The organism is Paraburkholderia sp., from assembly GCF_049581445.1.
Lineage (GTDB): Bacteria > Pseudomonadota > Gammaproteobacteria > Burkholderiales > Burkholderiaceae > Paraburkholderia.
Genome location: NZ_JBAURZ010000073.1, coordinates 1 through 3,830, shown reverse-complemented (window position 1 = coordinate 3,830; position 3,830 = coordinate 1). Strand labels below are relative to the sequence as shown.

Annotated in this window: 5 protein-coding genes; all 5 read left to right on the top strand. The window is 62.6% G+C overall.

Annotation, left to right across the window (positions count from 1 at the left end; genetic code table 11):
• The coding region (gene thiE / locus WCA85_RS05655; protein WP_424062186.1) for a thiamine phosphate synthase at positions 1-667 on the top strand (667 nt) is incomplete at its 5' end.
• A 98-nt stretch (positions 668-765) separates the two neighbouring features.
• Positions 766-1,587, top strand: coding sequence for an ABC transporter ATP-binding protein (locus WCA85_RS05650; protein WP_424062185.1), 822 nt, complete (start codon positions 766-768; stop codon positions 1,585-1,587).
• Entirely contained in the window at positions 1,584-2,351 is a 768-nt protein-coding gene (gene mlaE / locus WCA85_RS05645; RefSeq protein ID WP_424062184.1) for a lipid asymmetry maintenance ABC transporter permease subunit MlaE, read from the top strand. The genes WCA85_RS05650 and mlaE overlap by 4 nt, the downstream gene beginning before the upstream one ends.
• Positions 2,352-2,444: 93 nt before the next feature.
• On the top strand, positions 2,445-2,990 hold the full coding sequence (mlaD, locus tag WCA85_RS05640; RefSeq protein ID WP_424062183.1) for an outer membrane lipid asymmetry maintenance protein MlaD: 546 nt from the start codon (positions 2,445-2,447) through the stop codon (positions 2,988-2,990).
• 11 nt (positions 2,991-3,001) lie between these two features.
• Positions 3,002-3,830: MlaA family lipoprotein (locus tag WCA85_RS05635; protein ID WP_424062182.1), on the top strand; the 829-nt coding region annotated here is incomplete at its 3' end.

Genomic DNA, 3,830 nt, shown 5'->3' with positions numbered 1-3,830 from the left:
CCTGACGAAATTTCCGCGCGTGACCGGTTTGCCGGCCGCGCCAGCGCAGGCATTCGCGCGCTGTCCGGCGCGCCTCGGTCTCTACCCGGTTCTGCCGAGCGCGGAGTGGGTCGAGCGGGTGGTCGGCTATGGCGTGAAGACCGTCCAGTTGCGTCGCAAGACGGCAGAGCCAAGCGAGCTGGCGCAGGAAATCGTCCGCTGCGTCGCGGCGGGACGCCAGCACGACGCCCAGGTGTTCATCAACGATCACTGGCAGGCCGCGCTAGAGGCCGGCGCGTATGGCGTTCATCTCGGCCAGGAAGACCTGCACAAGGCGGACCTCGGCGCGCTCGCCGCAGCAGGTGTGCGGCTCGGTCTGTCGACGCATGGCTACTATGAAATCCTGACAGCGCTGCATTTCCAGCCCAGCTACATCGCGCTTGGCGCCGTTTTCCCGACCACCACCAAGGTGATGCCGACGGCACCGCAGGGTTTGACGCGTCTTGCCCGCTATGTACGGCTGCTCGAAGGGGTGGTGCCGCTCGTTGCAATTGGCGGGATTGACCGGCAGGTCATGCCGCAGGTCCTGGCGACAGGCGTCGGCAGCGCGGCGGTGGTGCGGGCCGTCACCGAGGCGGCAGATCCGGCTGCCGCGGTTTCTGCTATGCAACAAGGGTTTACGCAATAATCGCGTCGTCCCTGTTTTTCTGGGACAGGGCGCGTCACGGCAGCTTTTGCACGATGGCCCTATAATCCGGCCTTCTGTGTAAAAGGATTGTCAGCTTCGTGCCTTCCACCCCCGAGACTCTTCTCGAGCTACGTGACGTCGACTTCGGTTATGGCGACCGGCTCGTCCTGTCCAACCTGAACCTGCGCTTTGGGCGCGGCCAGGTTGTCGCGGTCATGGGCGGCTCGGGTTGCGGCAAGACTACGGTGCTGCGGCTCATCGGCGGCCTGGTGCAGGCGCAGCGCGGCCAGATTCTCTTCCAGGGGCAGGACATCGGCGCGCAGACGCGCGACGGGCTGTACGCCCTGCGTCGCAAAATGGGCATGTTGTTCCAGTTCGGCGCTCTGTTCACCGACATGTCGGTGTTCGAAAACGTAGCTTTTACGCTGCGCGAGCACACTGACCTTCCCGAAGAACTGATCCGCGACCTGGTGCTAATGAAGCTCAATGCCGTTGGCCTGCGCGGTGCCCGTGACCTGGCGCCGTCCGAGATTTCCGGCGGCATGGCGCGACGCGTGGCGCTGGCCCGCGCCATCGCACTCGACCCTGAACTGATGATGTACGACGAGCCGTTCGCCGGCCTCGATCCCATTTCGCTCGGCATCACGGCCAATCTGATTCGCGCGCTGAATCGGGCATTGGGCGCCACCTCGATTCTGGTGACGCACGATGTGCCGGAATCCTTCGCCATCGCTGATTACGTGTATTTCATCGCCAACGGCGGTGTCCATGCTGAAGGCACGCCTGATCAATTGCGCGCGTCGACGGACCCGACGGTGCGCCAATTCATCGATGGCGCGCCGGACGGCCCGTTCAAGTTCCACTATCCCAGCAACACGCCGCTCGCGGCTGACTTCGGCATCGGCGGAGGGCAGGCATGATCAGTACGATTGGACGCTCGGTGGTCGGCGGGCTGGAAACGGCCGGCTATGCCACACGCCTCTTCCTGCGCCTCGTGCTTCAGCTTTTCCCGCTGCTGCGCCGTCCGCGCCTTGTCACGAAGCAGATCCACTTCGTCGGTAATTATTCGCTGGTGATCATTGCGGTGTCGGGCCTGTTCGTGGGCTTCGTGCTCGGCTTGCAGGGCTACAACACGCTCAATCGCTACGGCTCCGAGCAGGCGCTTGGGTTGTTGGTGGCGCTCTCGCTGGTGCGGGAACTGGGGCCGGTGATCACGGCGCTGCTGTTTGCAGGCCGGGCCGGCACGTCGCTCACGGCCGAGATTGGTTTGATGAAAGCTGGTGAGCAATTGACCGCAATGGAAATGATGGCGGTGGACCCGGTCAAGATTGTGATCGCGCCGCGGCTGTGGGCGGGCATCATCTCCATGCCGATTCTGGCCGCCATTTTCAGCGCAGTCGGCGTGTTTGGCGGTTACGTGGTGGGTGTGCTCATGATCGGGGTAGACGCCGGCTCGTTCTGGTCGCAGATGCAAGGCGGCGTGGACGTGTGGGCAGACGTTGGCAACGGCGTGATCAAAAGTATTGTGTTCGGCTTCGCGGTGACGTTCATCGCGCTCTTTCAGGGCTATGAAGCCAAACCGACACCGGAGGGCGTCTCGCGTGCCACGACCAAGACGGTCGTGTACGGATCGCTCGCGGTGCTCGGCCTCGATTTCCTGCTGACCGCATTGATGTTCGGCTAAAAAACTGCGCTGCACGTTTCCCGCCGCGGGTGTTGACCTCCTCGCGTCGTGCGGAAAGCGCTGCCAGCGCAATGGATTCTCTTTGGGATGACGATGAAAAAGACTGCTCTCGACTTCTGGGTCGGCCTGTTCGTGGTGCTGGGTTTCGTGGCGCTGCTGTTTCTCGCGCTGAAAGCCGGCAACATGAGCTCGTTGTCGTTTCAGGCAACTTACCCGGTCAAACTCAAGTTCGACAATATCGGTGGTCTGAAGGCACGCGCGCCGGTGAAAAGCGCGGGTGTGACGGTTGGACGGGTGGATTCGATCAGCTTCGACACGAATTCGTATCAAGCGCTGGTTACCATCGACCTCGACAAGCAATACCAGTTTCCGAAGGACACCTCGGCGAAGATCCTGACCGCGGGCTTGCTTGGCGAGCAATACATCGGTCTTGAGCCGGGCGGCGACAGCGAAATGCTGAAAGCAGGGGACACGATCTCGATGACCCAGTCGGCCATCGTGCTCGAGAACCTGATTGGACAATTCCTGTATAGCAAGGCGGCGGACTCTGGCGCGGCCAAAACGGGCGCACCTGCTGCAGCCCCCGCGCCGGCGGTGCCGGCACCGGCAGTTCCCGCATCGGGCGCGTCCGGTCAATAAGGAGAACAAGAATGCAGACCATGCGCGTCCGTATCTCGGCGCTGGCGCTAGCCGCGGCGATGCTGGCCGGCTGCACCACCGTCCAGACGCCAACCAAGGGCGATCCGCTCGAAGGCCTGAACCGTACGCTGTTCACCTTCAATGACAAGGTCGACCAATACGCGTTGAAGCCGGTGGCGAAAGGCTACGTCAAGATCACGCCGCAGCCGGTTCGCGACAGCGTCACCAACTTCTTCTCGAATATCGGCGACGTCTACGTCGCGGCAAACAACCTGCTGCAGTTGAAGATCACGGATGGCGTCGAAGACATCATGCGGATCGTGATCAACACGACCTTCGGTGTGGGCGGCCTGTTCGACGTGGCTACGTTGGCGAAGCTGCCCAAGCACGACAACGACCTGGGCCTTACGCTCGGCCACTACGGCGTGCCTGCTGGTCCGTACCTTGTGCTGCCGCTGTTCGGCCCGAGCACGGTGCGTGACGCGGTGGGTTCGATTGGCGCTTACTATATCAATCCGTTGTCGTACGTTCATCCGGACGGCCTAAGCTGGGCGCTGTATGGCGTGAACATCGTCAATACGCGCGCTAACCTGCTGGGTGCGAGCGATGTACTCGAAGGCGCCGCGCTCGACAAGTATTCGTTCGTGCGTAACGCTTATCTGCAGCGTCGCAGTTATTTGCTGTCGCAGGGTAAGGGCGGTTCCGCTGCCGCTGGTGCGTTGCCGGACTATGGCGACAATGCGGCGTTGCCGAAGTATGACGATAGCGAGAGTGGTGCCGCCGCTCCGGCGGGTGGGGCATCTGCAGCCACGACCGGTGCCGCGCCTGCACCGGCTGGGC